General features: G+C 51.0%; 17 protein-coding genes. 3 read left to right on the top strand and 14 right to left on the bottom strand.

Going from position 1 to position 17494, the window contains the following annotated elements; all coding sequences use genetic code 11:
- Window positions 1–9: 9 nt before the first annotated feature.
- Window positions 10–1473, bottom strand: a complete 1464-nt coding sequence (locus tag H8S80_RS12480) for a sulfatase family protein (RefSeq protein WP_117633258.1) — start codon at window positions 1471–1473, stop codon at window positions 10–12.
- Between the two features lie 557 nt (window positions 1474–2030).
- On the opposite strand from H8S80_RS12480, the gene H8S80_RS12475 reads away from it, so the two are divergent.
- Window positions 2031–2444 carry an entericidin EcnAB gene (locus H8S80_RS12475; protein ID WP_117633259.1) on the top strand — a complete coding sequence of 138 codons (414 nt, stop codon included), beginning with the start codon at window positions 2031–2033 and terminating at the stop codon, window positions 2442–2444.
- A gap of 208 nt (window positions 2445–2652) precedes the next feature.
- Window positions 2653–4059 carry a sensor histidine kinase gene (locus tag H8S80_RS12470; RefSeq protein WP_002601948.1) on the top strand — a complete coding sequence of 469 codons (1407 nt, stop codon included), beginning with the start codon at window positions 2653–2655 and terminating at the stop codon, window positions 4057–4059.
- Between the two features lie 85 nt (window positions 4060–4144).
- Here the strand turns inward: H8S80_RS12470 and trmL are convergent, their stop codons facing one another.
- The 11 genes from trmL to H8S80_RS12415 form a co-directional block, all read right to left on the bottom strand.
- Entirely contained in the window at window positions 4145–4642 is a 498-nt protein-coding gene (trmL, locus tag H8S80_RS12465; RefSeq protein ID WP_025529062.1) for a tRNA (uridine(34)/cytosine(34)/5-carboxymethylaminomethyluridine(34)-2'-O)-methyltransferase TrmL, read from the bottom strand.
- 4 nt (window positions 4643–4646) lie between these two features.
- Window positions 4647–5816 carry an aminotransferase class I/II-fold pyridoxal phosphate-dependent enzyme gene (locus H8S80_RS12460; RefSeq protein WP_002601950.1) on the bottom strand — a complete coding sequence of 390 codons (1170 nt, stop codon included), beginning with the start codon at window positions 5814–5816 and terminating at the stop codon, window positions 4647–4649.
- Window positions 5813–6295, bottom strand: coding sequence for an Lrp/AsnC family transcriptional regulator (locus H8S80_RS12455; RefSeq protein ID WP_002601951.1), 483 nt, complete (start codon window positions 6293–6295; stop codon window positions 5813–5815). The genes H8S80_RS12460 and H8S80_RS12455 overlap by 4 nt, the downstream gene beginning before the upstream one ends.
- A 41-nt stretch (window positions 6296–6336) precedes the next feature.
- Window positions 6337–6900 (bottom strand): AIR synthase-related protein, encoded by a 564-nt coding sequence (locus H8S80_RS12450; protein WP_002601952.1) that lies wholly within the window; start codon window positions 6898–6900, stop codon window positions 6337–6339.
- Window positions 6901–6912: 12 nt separating this feature from the next.
- Complete coding sequence (locus tag H8S80_RS12445) at window positions 6913–8454, bottom strand: VanW family protein (RefSeq protein ID WP_002601953.1); 1542 nt, start codon at window positions 8452–8454, stop codon at window positions 6913–6915.
- A 44-nt stretch (window positions 8455–8498) separates the two neighbouring features.
- Entirely contained in the window at window positions 8499–8609 is a 111-nt protein-coding gene (locus H8S80_RS12440) for a hypothetical protein (protein ID WP_002601954.1), read from the bottom strand.
- 14 nt (window positions 8610–8623) lie between these two features.
- Window positions 8624–9331, bottom strand: coding sequence for a 3'-5' exonuclease (locus H8S80_RS12435; protein WP_002601955.1), 708 nt, complete (start codon window positions 9329–9331; stop codon window positions 8624–8626).
- Between the two features lie 9 nt (window positions 9332–9340).
- Window positions 9341–9994 carry an endonuclease III gene (gene nth / locus H8S80_RS12430; protein WP_055657833.1) on the bottom strand — a complete coding sequence of 218 codons (654 nt, stop codon included), beginning with the start codon at window positions 9992–9994 and terminating at the stop codon, window positions 9341–9343.
- Between the two features lie 61 nt (window positions 9995–10055).
- Window positions 10056–11801 carry a B12-binding domain-containing radical SAM protein gene (locus H8S80_RS12425; RefSeq protein WP_117633260.1) on the bottom strand — a complete coding sequence of 582 codons (1746 nt, stop codon included), beginning with the start codon at window positions 11799–11801 and terminating at the stop codon, window positions 10056–10058.
- A 7-nt stretch (window positions 11802–11808) separates the two neighbouring features.
- On the bottom strand, window positions 11809–12303 hold the full coding sequence (locus H8S80_RS12420) for a deoxycytidylate deaminase (protein WP_025529060.1): 495 nt from the start codon (window positions 12301–12303) through the stop codon (window positions 11809–11811).
- On the bottom strand, window positions 12296–13378 hold the full coding sequence (locus H8S80_RS12415) for an L-threonylcarbamoyladenylate synthase (protein ID WP_117633293.1): 1083 nt from the start codon (window positions 13376–13378) through the stop codon (window positions 12296–12298). Before H8S80_RS12415 ends, H8S80_RS12420 begins: the two co-directional genes overlap by 8 nt.
- 246 nt (window positions 13379–13624) lie before the next feature.
- Here H8S80_RS12415 and asnA point away from each other — a divergent pair, with 246 nt between their 5' ends.
- Complete coding sequence (gene asnA / locus H8S80_RS12410) at window positions 13625–14632, top strand: aspartate--ammonia ligase (RefSeq protein WP_002601960.1); 1008 nt, start codon at window positions 13625–13627, stop codon at window positions 14630–14632.
- Window positions 14633–15284: 652 nt separating this feature from the next.
- Here asnA and H8S80_RS12405 read toward each other — a convergent pair.
- Both H8S80_RS12405 and H8S80_RS12400 read right to left on the bottom strand, forming a co-directional pair.
- Window positions 15285–15980 (bottom strand): N-acetylmuramoyl-L-alanine amidase, encoded by a 696-nt coding sequence (locus H8S80_RS12405; RefSeq protein WP_002601962.1) that lies wholly within the window; start codon window positions 15978–15980, stop codon window positions 15285–15287.
- Window positions 15981–16044: 64 nt separating this feature from the next.
- Window positions 16045–17490, bottom strand: coding sequence for a metallophosphoesterase (locus tag H8S80_RS12400; RefSeq protein WP_117633261.1), 1446 nt, complete (start codon window positions 17488–17490; stop codon window positions 16045–16047).
- Between the last annotated feature and the right edge of the window lie 4 nt (window positions 17491–17494).

Below are 17494 nucleotides of genomic sequence, written 5' to 3'. Positions count from 1 at the left end.
AGACATGCTCTAAGCCAGAATTGCCGGAATCACATGTTCAATCATCTTTTCCCGAAGCGCCGCCAGGGCTTCCTGGTATTCGGGCAGTGCGATCCGGTTTTCAAACTCGTTCGGATCTTCCCGCAGATCCAGCAGCTCTCTTCCGTGTTCCCTGCCCTTCTGTACGTGGACATACTTAAATCTCCCGTCCGTGACAGCCAGATACCCCTCTCCCTCCGCAAAGGTATAATCCCGTTCCCAATCCGGATCGCTGAGCGGTCTGCCGTCGCAGGCCGGTATCACGGCCCCCGCCGCCTCCAGGCACGTCGGCAGGAAGTCCACGGAGTTCACGAGCCGCCGGTCCGCCGTCCCCGTCTTTTGGCCCGGGTACTTTACCAGAAGCGGAATATGCCACACCTCGTCGTACGCGCAGTTATGTTTTCCCCACAGTCCATGATCTCCCAGCATCTCCCCGTGGTCCGCGGAAAACAGGATCAGGGCATTGTCCCCGTATTTCGCTTTGACGGCTTTTATAATCTCTCCGACCTGGTCGTCGATCAGCTTTACATTTCCGCAGTAGCTTCTTCTGAGCCGGTCCCAGTATTCATCGGTATAATTTTTGCACGCATGGCCGTCAGCATGGCCGCATCCATCGATGTTGCTGTTTGGGCCTCCAAAGTAGCTGTCGTGATGAATCCGGTCTTCCCCGTCCAGTTCTCCTTCCCGCTTAATAAGCGGCGGCAGCCCGGCCATGTCCACCTGACTCAAATACTCCTCCGGCGCATCGAAGGTATAATGGGGGCCGCTGAAGGATATCCAGGCAAACAGAGGCTTTTCCTCCTCATAGCTGTGAATATACTCCACCGCCTTTCTGCCGGTCCAGGCATCCGGATGCCAGTCTGCCGGTCCAGGGAACGGGAAGACCTTCCTGTAGTCCGGATTCCACACCGCATCCCGGTATGCTTTCAAATATCCGGCCTGATCCAGCTCTTTGCTGTAATCATCGCAGAACCAGACGGATACCTGTTTGTCATCCTCCAGTTCCAGATGATCGATCCCCAGACTCTCGTAATACGCTTTGAACTCCTCATACGGCAGAGTCCGGTCCGCCCGCGTCTCCGAGTAGGGAACCGGTGCAAAATGGCATTTTCCAAACACGGAAGTGCGGTAGCCGCTTTCCCTCAGCGACTGGAACAGGTTGCTGATTCCCGTATCCAGCGCGCACTTGCGGAAATTGCTGTAGGCGCCGCTGTTGTGCGGATAACGGCCTGTAAGGATCGAGCACCTGGACGGCAGGCACCAGGGACTGACGGTATAGCAGTTCTCATAGTTCGTGCCCTCTTCCGCCAGACTGTCGATATGCGGCGTGGTAATTGCTTTCCCTCCGTAACATCCCAACGTCTTCCGGTTCAGTTCATCACAGGTAATCATCACGATTGCCGGTCTGTCTTGTCTTTCGCTTTTCTCCATCTCTGCATTTTTTTCCATATCCATCGTTACCATTCCTCCAGTCATCTGACCAATTGTATTACTGTTATCTTAACAAGGAAGAATTGCACTTACAATTTGTAACTCCCTGTCAATATGTAGGATGCCGGTCCGTGGATATGTAGTTTAATTTCAATATGTATTCTTTGTTCCCCGCCTCCTTTGCTGTTTTGTTCCTGCAGCAAGGGATTCACTGTCGGATATCTGTGCGGCAGCTCAGGATTCCAGGGATATGGGCCCCTTTTTAGCGAGACAATTTTAAGAATACCATACTATTATTTGAAAAAGTTATTTTGAATAAAATCTTTCCGTATTTTCCCTCTTTCCCCCATATCTTTCCGTTATCCACACTCTTCATCCCCTTTTTTACGTTTTCCACATCCCCGTTCACACAATTTTCAGATATTAACAATTAATCCACAGACATTTCCACATTATTGTGGATAACTTTTTCCGCCATGTCGATAAGCGGCTGAAACATTTTTTTCCATCCTTTGCAACTTTTTACTTCTCTTTCACGTCTAATTCTCTGTAATTAAAAAAACATCATATGGAGGATTATTATGAAGAAGAAATTATTAATTATGGCAGCTGTCCTGGTATTCGCATTATCTGCGGCCGCATGCTCATCGAAAAAAGAAGCGGCTGCCCCGACTACATCTGTAAAGACGGAAACTTCCGCCAGCGCAACCACCAGGGACGAATCCGGTGCTGCTGATTCCGGCTCCGATTCCACAGGAGATTCCCAGAGCAGTGAAGGTACTGTAACGGGAGTTGTAGAGGAAAACAAAGGCTTTATGATTACCATTGTTGCGGAAGAGGGCGAGGAAGCGTACGTCTTCCCACTGGATGAAACACAGAGTGAAGAGTACAAAGACATCAAGTCCGGAGATAAAATAACCGTGAGCTATACCAACGGACTGCCCACCCCGGACAACCTCGATACCGTTGTCACCGATATTCAGCCTGCAAAATAAACGTATTTTCCAGAACAGAGTGAATGCTCCGCCAACCGGTTTCACTGCCGGAAGGGCGGAGCATTTGTTTTGTTCCATGAAAAATAAATTAGTAACAGTCTTTCTCCCCGTCCCGTTAAAATCCGTAGTGACTTAATGGTCAAAAAGTATTATACTTAATTTATCATATCGAATGATACCTACAGATCAATGAAAATGGAGAATCACAATGACTCATTCCCTTTATTACAAGTTTATTCTCGGCTACCTGGTATTCGGCCTTTTAGGTTTTGCCTCAATTGCCACCCTGTCTTCCCGGATGACGGAGCGCTACCTGATCCGCGAACAGGCTGATTCGCTGTACGATGAAGCCAATCAGATCGCCTCCACCTACAGCGGCATGTACCATGGAAAAGACATGGATCTGATCTCATCCTACCCTCAGCTGGTGGGATCCGCCCATTACCTCCACGCCCAGATCTGGATCATCGACCGCCAGGGAAAGATTGTGGTGGACAGCGACCAGTCAGAGCGGACCGGCCGGGTCATCGACCGCTTCGATCCCACGGCAGCCGGCAACAAGTCGTATACCATCGGCACATTCTATGACCAGTTCACCTATGATGTACTGAGTGTCCACGCCCCCATTACCGGGAATTACACGACTTACGGCTATGTGGTCATCCATATGCCGCTCTCAGTTCTGCAGAATACGAGAGATGGTATTTTGAATATTGTATACATTACACTCGCCGTGGTATTCGGCCTCTCCCTGATCATCCTTCTCGTCTTTACAAAGACGGTATACTTCCCGCTGAAAAAGATCACGGCGGGCGCCAACGAATACGCTCAGGGGAATTTAACGTACCACATTGATGTGAATACCAGAGACGAGATGGGATATTTAGCGGCCACCTTAAACTATATGTCGGATGAGCTGAACAAGATGGAGGAATACCAGAAGACATTTATCGCCAATGTGTCTCATGATTTCCGCTCCCCGCTGACATCCATCAAAGGATACTTAGAGGCCATTCTGGATGGCACCATCCCTCCGGAGATGTATGAGAAGTATTTAACCCGGGTGATTACAGAGACCGAGCGGTTAAACAAGCTGACGCAGGGAATGCTGACGCTGAACACGCTGGACAGCAAGGGCTATTTGAACCGGACGAATTTCGACATCAACCGGGTAATCAAGGACACGGCGGCGTCCTTTGAGGGAACGTGTGAGGAGAAGAATATCAACTTCGACCTGACCTTCTCCAACAATATTCAGATGGTTTACGCCGATCTCGGGAAGATTCAGCAGGTCATGTACAACCTGATCGACAATGCCATCAAATTCAGCCACCACGATTCCACCATCTACATCCAGGCCTCCGGGAAATACGAAAAGATCTTTATCTCCGTAAAGGACACCGGAATCGGTATCCCGAAGGACAGCATAAAGAAGATATGGGAACGTTTTTACAAGTCTGATTTATCACGCGGAAAAGATAAGAAGGGAACCGGCCTTGGCCTTGCGATCGTAAAGGAGATCATCCAGTCTCACGGTGAAAACATTGATGTGGTCAGCACAGAGGGCGTTGGAACAGAATTTATATTCAGCCTTCCGAAATCTACTAATCTTTAATAAAACAGAAAAAAAGGAGGGCTGAATGACTCAGCCTTCCTTTCTGTTTATCATACCTGTTCTTATCCTGTACACGCTGTCATACTTACTCTTTCCAATGCAGATGGTGCAGCTGCCCCTGCATGGTCATCTTCTCAAACCCGTTCTGTCTAAGCGCCTCATACAGCACAATCGACACCGAGTTTGACAGGTTCAGCGAGCGTATGTCTCCCCACATGGGAATCCTCACACACTGCTCCTGATTCTCCAGGAGAATATCCTCCGGAATTCCGGCGCTCTCTTTTCCGAACATCAGGAAACAGTCCGGTTCATACTCCACGTCCGAATAAACATGAAGCCCCTTCGTCGTAGCCATATAAATCTTTGCTCCCGGATTCCTGTCCAGGAAATCCTGGTAATCACAGTAAACCGTCACATCCAGCTTATCCCAGTAGTCCAGTCCGGCCCTCTTGATCAGCTTGTCATTCAGTTTAAATCCCAGCGGCTCGATGAGATGAAGCTTCGTCCCCGTGGCCACACAGGTTCTTCCGATATTGCCGGTATTGGCCGGCATCTCCGGTTCCAGTAATACAACGTTCATAATGATTCTATGCCTTTCCATCCAGTCTCTTCACAAAGCGTTCCATACGTCCCAGCGCCTCTTTTAAGCTCTTTAAGGAGTATGCATAGGAAACACGCAGATATCCCTCACCGCAGTCACCGAACGCCGTTCCCGGAACGACGGCCACCTTCTCCTCCTGGAGCAGCCTTGTAGCGAACTCATCGGAGGTCATGCCGAAACGCTTAATGCTGGGGAATGCGTAAAATGCGCCGTTGGGCTCAAAGCATTCCAGTCCCATCTCCTTAAACGCGTTCATGAGAAAACGGCGTCTCTGGTCGTATGACTCTCTCATCATCTGCACGTCCTTGTCCCCGTCCCGCAGAGCCGCGATGGCAGCGTACTGGCTGGTGGTCGGCGCGCACATGATAGCGAACTGGTGAATCTTTAACATCTGTTCCAGAATAACAGCCGGTGCGGCCAGATAGCCGAGACGCCAGCCCGTCATGGCGTAAGCCTTGGAAAATCCGTTAATCAGCACGGTACGCTCTTTAAGGCCCGGGAAGGATGCGATGGTGGTATGCTCCATTCCATACGTCAGCTCCCCGTATATCTCATCTGTCAGCACAAAAAGATCCTTCTCGATGACGATCTCCGCGATAACAGCCAGCTCCTCCGCGGTCATTACCGCGCCGGTTGGATTGTTCGGGAACGGCAGAACGAGAATCTTCGACTTCGGGGTGATATATGAAAGCAGTTTTTCCTTTGTCAGCTTAAAGTTATCCTTTTCCTCCAGCGGAATCGGAACCGGCACACCGTTTGCCAGAATGGTACACGGCACATAGGAGACGAAACAGGGCTGCGGAATCAGCACTTCGTCGCCCGGGTCCAGCATGGCACGCAGAGCCACGTCAATGGCCTCGCTGCCGCCCACCGTCACCATCACCTCATGGTCCGGATCGTATGTAACATCAAAGCGTCTCTTTAAGTAGCTGCTGATCTCAACCTTCAATTCCCTCAAACCGGCGTTGGACGTATAGAATGTGCGTCCTTTCTCCAGAGAATAGATTCCCTCTTCCCTGATATGCCACGGAGTCTCGAAGTCCGGTTCACCGACGCCCAGGGAGATAGCGTCCTTCATTTCACTTACAATGTCAAAAAATTTACGGATTCCTGATGGCGGAATCTCTACGATTCTTTCAGATAATGGATTTCTCACGGGGTAATCAACATCCTTTCATCCTGCGTCTCTTCAGCGAGTACGGTGCCATGATCCTTGTATTTTTTAAGTACAAAGTGAGTTGCTGTGCTTAATACGGATTCCATCGGGGAGAGCTTATCCGAAACAAACTGTGCTACCTGTCTCATGGTCCTTCCCTCGATAAATACGGTAAAGTCATATGCGCCTGACATCAGATAAACCGCTTCCACCTCGCTGTACTGGTAGATACGTTCCGCGATCTTGTCGAATCCCATGCCTCTCTGCGGTGTTACCTTAACTTCGATTAAGGCAACCACTTTTTCATCACTGGTATTGTCCCAGTTAATCAGGGTATGGTAACCGCAGATGATATGCTCTTTTTCCATCTCGGCGATCTCATTGGCGACCGCGGCCTCACTTTCCCCTAAAAGAACCGCCAGATCCTTCAAGTCGATTCTGCTGTTTTTTTCAATAACCGCCAATATCTTCTCTCTCATAACCTTACCTCCTGATTAAAATGATTTATTATAATGATTGCTTATAATACTTTATGAATCTCATCCTCCGCGGGCCGGTCTAAGTAACCGGAGCTTTCTCCGTGGCGGATGATCCTTCCGATACCTTCCGTCACCCGTCCAATCACCGCGGCGTGGATTCCTTCCCGTTCCAGGGCCAGAACCATCTCACCGCCGTTGTCTGTGACAAAGAGCAGGCAGCCGTCCGAATAAAGCCGGTACGGGTTTAAATCGTACCGCTCGCAGACCTCAATTGTCTCCTGTTTGACAGGAATCTGGCGCAGTGAAAATTCGATGCCCGTCATGTATGCCCCGGATAAATTCCAGAGGGCGGAAAGTATTCCGCCCTCCCCTGCCGGTTCACACTCCGTGGCTCCCAATGCTTTCCACCGTTCCAGATTCCCACTCAGTGTTCCATCTTCATTTTCCATAATCCGGTCTAAGTAGCCTTTTGTAAACCACTGAAGCAGCTCTTCGCGCTTCTGCCTCACGATCGCAATCGTACCGGCATATCCCGCGTACCCTGCCACCACCAGATTCTGTCCCGGCCGCATAAGGCCGGTGTTATCTCGTTCTATTTTTCTCATGCATAACTCCCGTCACTGCACCGGAGTTTCATCAGAACCTCCGGGCTGCGGCGCGGGCACCGGATCCGGTGTAGAAACCGGCGCAGGTGCTGCCGTCTCCGGAGTCGGTTCGGTTACACCCGGACCTCCATCCACGCCTTCTACCGGTGTCGGTTCCACCGGCGTTGTCTCCACCGGCGCTGTCGTCTCCTCCGGAAGCGGTACGGTCACTGCCGGAGCCGCCGGACCTACCTTCACAATCGCCTTGGAGGCGTTGTATGTGTCTGTATGCAGTATCTCTTTGCTCTGCTCCACGCCATCGATATAGACGTATTTCCACAGTCTGGACTTATAGCCCCTGTGAGCAGACTGCACCTGTTTTCTGGCGCCCGGCTCCATGGTCGGATCCACCTCTTCCTTTGGCGGTCCCGGATCCATCGTTCCAAGGGTCTCGGACACAAACTTAAATGTCCGGTTGGCAGGCCTCGTCTCTTTGCCGTAAATGGTAAAGGTCAGCGTTTTGCCTGACGTATAGCCCTCCACGTAAATCGGAGTGCCGTAGTTATTCGTAATCTTCAAATCCTTATAAGTACCGGCGATAGCCGCGTCTTCCGAGGGTTTTACATACGTAACGATCATCGAGTGGTTCTGTCTCTGCGTAATCTCCAGTTCTGCGCGGAGAGACGCGTTGTAAAGCGTCGTGGAAATCTGGCATACGCCGCCTCCCACACTGTCAACCACCTGACCGTTTTCATAAGCGGCCGCAGTGGCATAGCCGTTGGCTGTCGTAAACGGATGCATGCACTCATAACCGGACAGCGTCTCACCCGGCATCAGCACGTGGCCGTTGATCTTGCCCGCTCCCACCCGTAGATTGGTGGCACGGGAATTGCCGCTGCTGGAGAAATCCGTGGAAAAGGTTCCCAGCACATCCTGAATCGTTGAAAGCGCTTCCGTTGTGATGTTCGGCTGAGCCTCCGTCACTGCCGCAGTCACCGTCACCGGTTCCTTAAGGCCTCCGGATATCGCCTCATCGAGGGCTGCTTTCGTCGCCCCTGCATCCACACTCTTTCCAACCACGGCGGGAGTGACGACAAACGCCCCATTCTCTCTCGTGATTGACGCATCCTTTGGCTCTGCTACGACAGAAGCACATTTTTCCTCTACGAATGCCGCCACCTTACCATCGTCAAAAGCTGTCTCCAATGGAATAACGACATGGTTATGTTCGATGTCTTTCAAGTTTAAATAACGGTGGATTAAATTCCCTCCCGTTACGGATGCCGCGGCCTGGTTTACCGCGTCGGTATTGGACCAGTGAAAGCCCAGTTCCTTCGCCGTAGTATCCACGGACTCTCCATCCACTACCAGCGTAATCTTCTGATTCTCCATCTCGCCCACAAGGCTCTGGATCTTTTCGCTGGCTTCCTCTTCTGTCATTCCCCCCAGACTGTATTCTCCTACATAGAGACCCTCCGGAAGGGTATCAGCCCGCGACGGTGCCGGAAAGGCCAGTGTCAGTCCCACCGCCAGCGCCATGGCCGCAAGGCCTGTTGCCAAAGTTCTGTTTTTCATAATCATTCCTCAATTTTCAAGTTGCTGCCTGCTGCTTCCTTCTCCTAGCGGACCAGCATCATCGGCAGTACCATAGCTACGATCAGCAGAATTACCACTGCGATAAGGACTATGGAAACTACCTTCCTGTTTTTTTTATCGTTAAAGTTAATCATGATATTCACCTCTCTTATATTCTTCCGTACTGTGCTATGATTTTATCCGTAATTCTGGAGATTTCATTGCGGGTTAAGTGGTCAATTTGCACAGTTAAGCCTATTTTATGATATTTTATTAAATCCTGCAAGTGTTCTTTTTGCCTTTTTGAGGCTGGCTGCTCCTTTTTTACCCTATAAATAAGATTTTCTTCGGAAAATACGTCCGGGCGCTCCTTTCCGTACCTCTTTTTCATCGCCTGATAAAGCTGGTGCGCCGCCATGGCGTCGGCCATGGCGCGGTGCGTTTCCTTCTGTTCCACCCCAAACCACCCGCAGGCCGCCTTTAAATTCTTCTTCTCATCCTCCGGCATAAACAGCCGGGCGAGTGTCAGCGTATCGATGCCGGCCCGGGCAAATTCTTCTCCCTGATTGACCGCCGCCCTCTTTAAGAAACTGTAATCGAAAATAATCCGGTGCCCCAGAAGCGGCAGTTCCCCTGCAAAGTTCAAAAAGCCGGGGAGCACCGCATCGATTCCCCGCGCATCTGCGACATCCCGGTCACGGATTCCCGTCAGTGACTTCGTCCTCGCCTCCAGCAGACGGTACGGGTTTACAAACGACTCAAAATCCGCCGTTATCTCGCCCGCCTCGACCCGTACAGCCCCTATTTCTATAATTTTATCCCGCTTTGGATCCAGCCCTGTCGTCTCCAAATCCACTGCCACATAGGAATTTACCATCTTATCCCCCTACTGATCCGCACTGGGACAGTACTCCCGAAGGAAGCATTCCTTACACTTCGGGCTTCTCGCAAAACAGATACTCCGTCCCAGCGTGATAATCTGGATATTCCAGAGAATCCAGTGCTCTTTCGGCAGTACCTTCATAAGCTCCATCTCGATCTTCTCCGGATCCTCCGCCTTCGCAAATCCCAGCTTTCTGGATATCCGCTTTACATGAGTATCCACCACGATACTCGGCTCATTGTAAATATTTCCCCGGATGACATTCGCCGTCTTCCTGCCCACGCCCGCCAGGCTGGTCAGTTCCTCGATGGTCCCCGGCACCTCGCCGCCAAACCGCGTAACCAGGTCCCGGCAGCAGGAGATAATATTCTTCGCCTTCATGTGGTAAAAGCCGATGGAGTGGATATCATTCTCCAGCTCCTTTAAATCCGCATTCGCAAATTTCTCTATGGAATCGTACTTTTTAAATAAATCCGCCGTCACGATATTTACTCTGGCGTCCGTGCACTGCGCGCTCATAATAACCGCAATCAACAGCTGCCACGGGGTCTCGTGGTTCAAATAGCAGACGTATTCCGTTCCGTATTCCTGGTCAAGAGCCGCCAGCACATGATCCACACGCGCTTTAAGCTCCGCTTTTGTCTCTCTCTTTGCCATATTCATCTCCTCTTTGTATCGATGCACTCTATCCATTCACCATAGCTGCATCAGTACACAGTCAGTTAAAGAAATCCTCAATCACATAAGCCGCCGCATTATAGCTCAGCGGATCCCGTTTCCTGTAGTCAAACAGCACCGCGGTCTTCCCCGCAAATACCTCAAGATGAGCCATTTTAATCAGCTGTCTCGCCTCAAAGCCCTCGTATCCGTCGCTTAAATAGCGGTGCTTCACTGCCTCTTCTGCGAAGAATTCCCGCACCTGCTCCTTGAACGGAGTCTGATCTTCAGCGAAATCCGGGCGGCTCTTTAAATTCTCCCTGAGATACAGGTCATATACCATGAGCCGTCTGTACACTGCCGCTTTCCCCGGAATGTGTTCCGCCACAAAGCCGTCTAAAATCTCATATCTTGCCATACGGCTGTGGCTGGCCCCCGTCAGCGTGTGCGTCTCATAATACTCCGCCAGATCAGAGAACAAGTCAAACGGCGTATTAAATTCCTTCACCAGTTCCTTCATGGTGACGGTAAACTGTCCGCTGTTCTCATAGACCTCCACCATCTCTTCCACGCCCTTTAGTTTTAGCAGGCTCCCATAATCGAGCCATTTCGTGCCCAGCACCTCGTAGGGCTGCTTTGCGCTGTAGACCAGGCCGTAGGCTTTTGCATTTTCAGCCATAAAAGACCCCTTCAGGACCTTTAAAAAGCCCAGCTGCAGCTGATCCGGCTTCATCTCATAGACCTCGTTAAAGGAGTTCCGGAAGCTCTCATAGCCCTCATAAGGCAGACCCGCGATCAGATCGAGATGGCAGTGGATATTGCCAAACCCGTGTATGCGTTCCACCACCGATTTGAGGCGGGTTAAATCCGTCTTCCGCCTGATCTCGCGGATGGTATCCGGATTCGTACTCTGTACGCCGATTTCCAGCTGAATTAATCCGGGGCGCATCTCCGCCATCAGCTCCAGTTCCTCCTCATCGAGCAGATCCGCGGAGATCTCAAAATGGAAGTTTGTCACCCCATTGTCATGCTCTGTGATGTGGCGCCAGATCTCCATGGTATGCTTCTTGCTGCAGTTAAAGGTTCTGTCCACAAACTTCACCTGGGGAACCCTGCGCTCCAAAAAGAAATCCAGTTCCCGTTTCACCAGCTCCATGCTTCGGAACCTGACCGACTTATCCAGAGAGGATAAACAGTAGCTGCAGGAAAATGGGCACCCCCTGCTGCTCTCATAATAAACAATCTTATGCTCAAAATCATCTAAATCTTCATACGGAAATGGAATAGCGCTCATGTCCACCGCTTTTTTCAGAGGCCGGATAACCGGCTCCCCCTTCTCATTCCGGCAGGCCACTCCGTCGATCGAAGAAAAATCCCTCCTGCCGTCCGCGTAAAGCTTAAGCACCTCCAGAAAGGTTTCCTCCCCTTCTCCCATCATAATACCGGTAACTCCCGGCTCCCTCTGAAGGACATCCGCCGCATCATAAGAAACCTCAGGACCTCCCAGCCAGATCTCCACTTCGGGGAGAACTAACGGAAGGTCCCGCACAAGCTCCATAACCCAGGATATATTCCAGATATAGCAGGAGAAGCCGACCATATCCGGCTTTCTTAAGTAGATGTCCTTTAAGATATCCCCCATCTGGTTATTGATCGTATACTCTCCCAGCTCCACCGAGATTTCCTGCTTCCCTAAGGCGTCAGAGAGATCACACTCCATCTGTCTCTCCGCATAGGCCTTCAGGCTGTAAATCCCGGGGTTGGAATGAATATATTTGGCATTCAGCGCCGCTAGCAAAAACTTCATAATTGACCTAAACCTCGATTTCTATCTTCCGGCCTGTCGGCTGATACTGGTAATACCGCACCCCCGCCGCGTTCAGCATGCGCTTGGAGGCATTGACCGCCGGCGTCCCGTCGTACTTATCACTACCGTAGACGATCGTCTTGATCCCCGACTGGATGATGGCCTTTGCACATTCATTGCACGGAAACAGTGTGACATACAGCTTGGATCCCTCCAGACTGCCGCCTCTGTAGTTTAAGATGGCGTTTAACTCGCTGTGGGTGGAGTAAAAATATTTTGCGTTATACGGATCGTCCTTCTCGTGTTCCTTTCCCCAGGGAAATTCATCGTCGGAGCATCCCTTCGGAAATCCATTGTATCCCATGGACAGGATCTTGTTGTCCTGGCTTACGATACACGCTCCCACCTGTGTGCTGGGGTCCTTGGAACGCTTTCCGGATAAAATGGCAACTCCCATGAAATATTCATCCCATGTAATATAATCTTCTCTCTTCTCAGTCACTGACATAATCTCCTCCCTTAATCATATGGTATCCCGCCGCCTTCTTCAGCCGGTTCATAATCGCCTGTCCCAGATGGTCGGCCGAAAAACTCTCTGAATAGATGTAATCCGCCTCCAGATCATCAAATTCCCTTAGTACAGCGTATAAATTATGGGCAATGGTCTCCTCCCTGGCGCGCAGCCCCAGGCTTCTCACCATGCCATCCGGGTACAGCTCCATGGTCTCGTCCGTGCAGATAATTCCCACGCGGTACCCCGCCTCCAGCTTCTCCCCGGCCAGATGGTTGATGGTGCGGACCACATCGGCGGGCGTCCCCTCAACCAGGGTCAAATCAGCCTTCGGCGCATAGTGCTTATACTTCATCCCGGGCGCCTTGGGCTTCACATCGGCGTTCATCGGGCCGTCACCGGTAATCGCCGGATCGAGGCCGATCTCCATGCCCAGCACCTCGCCGGCCATCTCCTGTGTGATGGCTCCCGGGCGCAGAATCACCGGACTCTCCCCGGACACATCGATAATCGTGGATTCCACACCGATTCCCACAGGTCCGCCATCCACGATCATGTCGATCTTTCCGTTCATGTCCTGCCATACGTGATCCGCCGTCGTAGGGCTGGGCCGTCCAGACGTATTGGCGCTGGGGGCCGCTACCGGTACACCGGCAAGCCGGATGAGCGTCATGGCCACCGGATCGCTGGGCATGCGGACCGCCACGGTATCCAGTCCTCCTGTCGTGCCGTATGGAACGGCGTCACTCTTAGGAAATATCATGGTCAGCGGCCCCGGCCAGAATGCCTCCATCAGCTTCCCCGCCGCCTCCGGAATCTCCGCCACCAGGGGCTTCAAATCAGAAAAATCCGCGATATGTGCAATCAGCGGATTGTCCGAAGGTCTTCCTTTTGCTGCGTATATCTTCTTTGCCGCTTCCTCATCGAGAGCATTTGCCCCGAGTCCATACACGGTCTCCGTCGGAAATGCCACCAGACCTCCCTCCCTTAAAATCTCTGCCGCTCTCTCCAGCTTTCCCGCATCTATCCTGTGCGTATCTTCTATTATAATTCGTTCCGTAACCATCTTTCTCCGCTCTCTTTTCTCCAGTACCGCGCTGCGCAATGCAGTACTGGCTTCTCTCAGACAGGGGCTTTCCCCCTGCATACTTACTGCTTATCATAGCACAACCCTAAGTCGCATGCAACTTTTTACTTGACTTTACAGCTTTGGTTCAAATTTACTTTTTACTGCAATTCATCCTTGTAATACTTGCGGAATTTCTGTAATAATGATACCATAAAAGGGATATTATACCGGGAGGACAATGAAATGGCACTCATCATACCAGAAAACTATGACCCCCATCTCACCGTACGTGAGACGCAGGAGGCCATCAAATACATACGTGACACCTTTCAGAAGGAATTTGGAAGGGAAATGAACCTGGAGAGAATCTCCGCCCCCCTCTTCGTGGAGAAGAGCAGCGGTTTGAACGACAACCTAAACGGCGTAGAGCGCCCCGTCCAGTTTGACATAGCGGGAATTCCGGGTGAAACCGTCGAAGTCGTACACTCTCTTGCCAAATGGAAACGAATGGCTCTTCACGAATACGGCTTTCTGCCGGGCGAAGGCCTCTATACAAACATGAACGCGATCCGGCGCGACGAGGACCTGGATAATCTTCATTCCTGCTATGTAGACCAGTGGGACTGGGAAAAGGTCATCACGAAAGAGGACCGCACCATCGAAACCTTAAAAGAGACGGTCCGCACTATATTCAAGATCATCAAGCACATGCAGCATGAGGTCTGGTATAAGTACCCGAACGCTGTCAACCATCTTCCAAAGGAGATCACCTTCATCACGTCCCAGGAGCTGGAGGACCGTTATCCCGACAAGACTCCGAAGGAGCGGGAGAATTTAATCACCAAAGAGTACGGCTGCGTCTTTTTAATGCAGATCGGCGATAAGCTGGCCAGCGGCGAGCCCCACGACGGCAGAGCCCCTGACTACGATGACTGGCAGTTAAACGGAGATATTCTCTTCTGGTTCGAGAACTTAAACTGCGCCCTGGAGATCTCCAGCATGGGCATCCGTGTAGATGAGAAATCCCTGGAAGATCAGCTCCGGAAGGCGGGCTGCGAGGACCGCCGTTCTCTGCCCTACCACCGCATGCTCTTAGAGGGACAGCTGCCTTACACCATCGGCGGCGGTATCGGTCAGTCCCGTCTGTGCATGCTTCTCCTAAACCGCGCCCATGTAGGCGAGGTACAGGCAAGCATCTGGCCAAACGACATGATCGAGGAGTGCCGGCAGCATAAGATATTCCTGCTGTAGTCGGATACATACGCTTCCACTCCCTGCCAAACAGGAAGAGCGGGCAACAAGGAAGGAAACTGGCTCACGGATATAATGGAGTCTCCTTCCAGCTGCCAGTTCTTCCTTTTTTGAAGCCATTTTTCCAGGCCCTAAAACAGGGCTTGTGTCAAAAAACCGCTCCGCTGAATATTATGATATTGTAAGTAAATATTTTAGGGGCGTAATTTTATCATGAATCTACAGGGAAAAGATTTAGATTTATTAAAAGAAGAGGTATTAAGATCTCTTGAAGGAAAATCAGACTATGAGAAACTCGAGCTATTAAGAAAAAATTTTAATATCGATTGGGACATGCCCAGATGTGGAGAGCGCAGATCGTGCAAAACGTGGTATGCTCAGGTTTTCACGTATTGCAGCACAAGCGAATTAGAGGAAGAACTGAATTTTTTCTTATTCCTGATCAACCTTTTCGGCCGTATCTTCGGTTTTTGCTTCAACCATGAGAGTACCGTATACTTGGGCTGTATCTGCCCATGTGGAAATAAACAGACCATCTTGTATTATACGATTGCATTTAGAGACTGATCCATTTGCCGTCATTGGACAAACTTTTAAAGCGGGTTCAAACTATCTGAACCCGCTCTTCTCCATGACCAATTTTCAATTATCATTATCTTCCGTTCAAATACTCCATAATCCCCATATGTATCGTCCAGGCCAGCCGGTCCTGATACTCCTCGGAATTCAGCATGGCCGACTCATTCCAGTTCGACAGGAAACCGCACTCCACAATGACAATCGGTGTCTTCACATGGAGCAGGAGGAAATAGTTGTCGTTGGCCTTGGCTACTCTCGTATTCTTGTCGCCCAGGACGAAGTCAAACCGCTTCTGCAGCGTCTCCGCCAGCTTCTTTCCTTTCTCTGATCCCTTGTAGTAGAACACCTGGCCGCCTGAGATTCCTTCCTGATGATAGCTGTTCTGATGGATGCTCACCGTCAGCGCCGGACTCGTCTCATTGATAATCTGACAGCGCCGGTTCATGTCCGCCATCTTTTTCTTGCTGTCCTTTTCCGTATAGAGCCCCTGGTCGTCTTCACGTGTCAGGACCACCTGGACATCGGAGGCTTCCAGATAGGCCTTCACCTTCCTGGCAATCTTTAGATTAATGTCCTTCTCGAGGCTGCCATCCACTCCGATCTTCCCGGGGTCATTGCCTCCATGGCCCGCATCGATCACCACGACCGGCCGCTCTTTCCCGGAGATTACGTTGACTCCCGCCGCCATCCGGCCTGCCTGGCGGGATACGACATAGACCATAACCAGCAGCAGTACCGCCAGATACGGTTCCAATTTTGATAGTTTCACTTTGCCTGCCTGATTCGTATTCTTATTGAATTATATCTCCCGGCAAAATAAAAAAGAACCAACTTTATTCCACTTCCAGCGAATTATAGTCTTTCGTGGCATCCCTGACGATCGATTCTAAGTACTGGCTTAAGATACTGGGATATCCATTCTCCCCCCACAGCTTGTATCCGGCCTTTTCCGTAGCCTTATCCTTTATCTCCACGGCCTTTCCCGCATAGCAGGCAGAGTTGATCTCCGCGTATACCTTTGCCATCTGATCCTTCTGGCGCTTCGTGAGGCTGTCAAAATTATTCATGCGTTCAAATTCATCCTGAGCCTGATTGTAGAATACCCGGTTCAGGAATTCTTCCGAGTACGCATTAAAATTCAGCAGGTTCTTATCCGTACTCCCCTGTTCCTTCGCCCAGGCTTCCATATCGAGGGGCACCGTGTGATACTTAAAGCTTCCGTCATCGCCGTAATCCAGCATTCCATACTGGCATGGCGGTGTCGCCAGCGAGCTGGTGACGATCTCATAGATCCCGTAGTCCTCATCTTCACGCATAAAATGCTGCACATGGAGATGGCCGCTTAAAAATAAAGGCACATCCCAGCTGTCCAGCTGGTCGATCAGCTGCTCGCTGTGCTCGATGGTACAGTCCTCCACATAGACCTCGCTCTCATCCAGCAGATTATGGTGCCCCACAGGTATCACATTCATGCCCAGGTCCCAGGCATCCTCCATCTGATCTTCAATCCAGTCGTACGTCTCCTCCTGAATCATGCCGCCGACCTGATTATATGGCGCATACTGGCACGTATCCAGCATCAGCGCCCGGTTATAGTCATCAATCTGATATACGTAGCTGAGCGACGCAGAATCGCGGCTCACCGCTTCATCATATCCGAAATCCTGGTAAATCTCCGCGAAGTCCTCCGGGCCGATGTGAGCCGTTCCCAGAGCCTGCGCTCCTGTAAACTGCGCCGCCGCAGTGTTGTTGATATCGTGATTCCCCGGGATCACAATGACGGGGATCCCCGCGTCCTCGATCTCCTTCAGCTTCCTGGCGAAATCAAGATGGCTGTCCCTCTCACCGTTCAGGGTTAAGTCCCCTGACAGGATCACGAGATCCGGATCCTCTTTCTTCACCGCTTCAATGAACGCATCTGTGATCTCCCATATGTAGTTTACGACTTTTCCGTCCCCGTGTTCCACCTTATACTTGAATCCGTCTCCAAAATCCGTCAGTCCACGGGAGAGATAATGGATATCCGAGGCCAGAAGAATCCGGCAGCCTTCCTCAAATTTCTGCTCCGGCGGTTTTGCAGTGGGGTCATCCGCTTCGTGGGGAAATTCCTCAATGGTAGGAGGCGCCGTCGTCTCTGCCGGTGTCTGAGGAATCTCCGCGCTTTCCGTCTCTGCCGTACTCTCCGGTTCCGTCACCGTCTCCGACACCGGGCTTTTTAAGGAACACCCGGTCATAATCGTACAGATCAGCGCCGCATACAATGCTGTTCTCTTTTTCATAGCT

The organism is Hungatella sp. L36 (assembly GCF_014288035.1).
The sequence above is the reverse complement of the archived record's forward strand: the minus strand, read 5'-3'. Positions and strand labels throughout refer to the sequence as shown.

Coding starts and splice junctions, on each gene's coding strand:
- H8S80_RS12455 (WP_002601951.1), bottom strand. CDS start 6,295: ATGAGAGAGAAGATATTGGCGGTTATTGAAAAAAACAGCAGAATCGAC.
- H8S80_RS12475 (WP_117633259.1), top strand. CDS start 2,031: ATGAAGAAGAAATTATTAATTATGGCAGCTGTCCTGGTATTCGCATTA.
- H8S80_RS12445 (WP_002601953.1), bottom strand. CDS start 8,454: ATGAAAAACAGAACTTTGGCAACAGGCCTTGCGGCCATGGCGCTGGCG.
- asnA (WP_002601960.1), top strand. CDS start 13,625: ATGGCACTCATCATACCAGAAAACTATGACCCCCATCTCACCGTACGT.
- H8S80_RS12435 (WP_002601955.1), bottom strand. CDS start 9,331: ATGGTAAATTCCTATGTGGCAGTGGATTTGGAGACGACAGGGCTGGAT.
- H8S80_RS12470 (WP_002601948.1), top strand. CDS start 2,653: ATGACTCATTCCCTTTATTACAAGTTTATTCTCGGCTACCTGGTATTC.
- H8S80_RS12440 (WP_002601954.1), bottom strand. CDS start 8,609: ATGATTAACTTTAACGATAAAAAAAACAGGAAGGTAGTTTCCATAGTC.
- H8S80_RS12450 (WP_002601952.1), bottom strand. CDS start 6,900: ATGAGAAAAATAGAACGAGATAACACCGGCCTTATGCGGCCGGGACAG.
- H8S80_RS12415 (WP_117633293.1), bottom strand. CDS start 13,378: ATGGTTACGGAACGAATTATAATAGAAGATACGCACAGGATAGATGCG.
- H8S80_RS12425 (WP_117633260.1), bottom strand. CDS start 11,801: ATGAAGTTTTTGCTAGCGGCGCTGAATGCCAAATATATTCATTCCAAC.
- H8S80_RS12480 (WP_117633258.1), bottom strand. CDS start 1,473: ATGGATATGGAAAAAAATGCAGAGATGGAGAAAAGCGAAAGACAAGAC.
- H8S80_RS12400 (WP_117633261.1), bottom strand. CDS start 17,490: ATGAAAAAGAGAACAGCATTGTATGCGGCGCTGATCTGTACGATTATG.
- nth (WP_055657833.1), bottom strand. CDS start 9,994: ATGGCAAAGAGAGAGACAAAAGCGGAGCTTAAAGCGCGTGTGGATCAT.